We start from the raw sequence: 795 nt of genomic DNA on the forward strand, positions 1-795 counted from the left end.
GGAATCCTGGCCGCGCCTGGCCGGCCTCGACGCCGACTACATGGCCAAGCAGTTGCATGACATCAAGGAAGGGAGTCGCGAGGCACCCACCATGATGCCCTTCGTCAACATGCTCGACGACCAGCAGATCGCCGACGTGTCGGCCTACTACAGCCAGCTGCCCGCCACTCAGGGCGACGGCGGCGACGTCGACGAGGCGGTACTGGCCCGCGGCGAGCAGCTCGCCCTGCGCGGTGACTGGGACGAGTACATCGTCTCCTGCAAGAGCTGCCATGGTCCCGGTAACCAGGGCGTGGGCAGCACCTTCCCGGGGATCGCCGGTCAGCATGCTGGTTACATCGAGAATCAGCTTCGCGCCTGGCAGGAGGGGCGTCGTGCCAACGACCCTCAGAACCTGATGGGGGCGATTGCCCAGCGCATGAGCGACGAGGACATCACCGCCGTGGCGGCCTGGCTGGCCACTCAGCCGGCGACCGACGAGTAAGGGGGAACAGACAATGATCAATCGCAGGAAGACGCTGGCACTGGCCGGTGTGACCCTGGCCGCCAGCGCAAGCCTGGCCGCCTGGGCAGAGACCGACGGCCATCCCTACGACAAGCTGGTGGAAATGGGCTATCCGGCCCCCCAGGAGGGCGAGCTGGTGCATGTGCCGCCCACCATGGCGGACCTCGAAGCCGCCGATATGAAGCCGCAAACCAAGGCCGTCATTCGCCGCGGTTACGACCTCTTCACCAACACCCAGCAGCTGCGTGGCAAGAACGTCTTCAACGACATGAACTGCTCCAGCTGCCACC

Annotated in this window: 2 protein-coding genes; both read left to right on the forward strand. The window is 65.7% G+C overall.

All coding sequences use genetic code 11. The annotated features are described in order from the left end of the window. The coding region (locus AM506_RS23500) for a c-type cytochrome (protein WP_060675152.1) at nucleotides 1-484 on the forward strand (484 nt) is incomplete at its 5' end. 13 nt (nucleotides 485-497) lie between these two features. Further along, nucleotides 498-795: hypothetical protein (locus AM506_RS23505; protein WP_440480363.1), on the forward strand; the 298-nt coding region annotated here is incomplete at its 3' end.

The organism is Rossellomorea vietnamensis (assembly GCF_001305855.1).
GTDB classification, from domain to species: Bacteria; Bacillota; Bacilli; order Bacillales; family Bacillaceae_B; genus Rossellomorea; species Rossellomorea vietnamensis_A.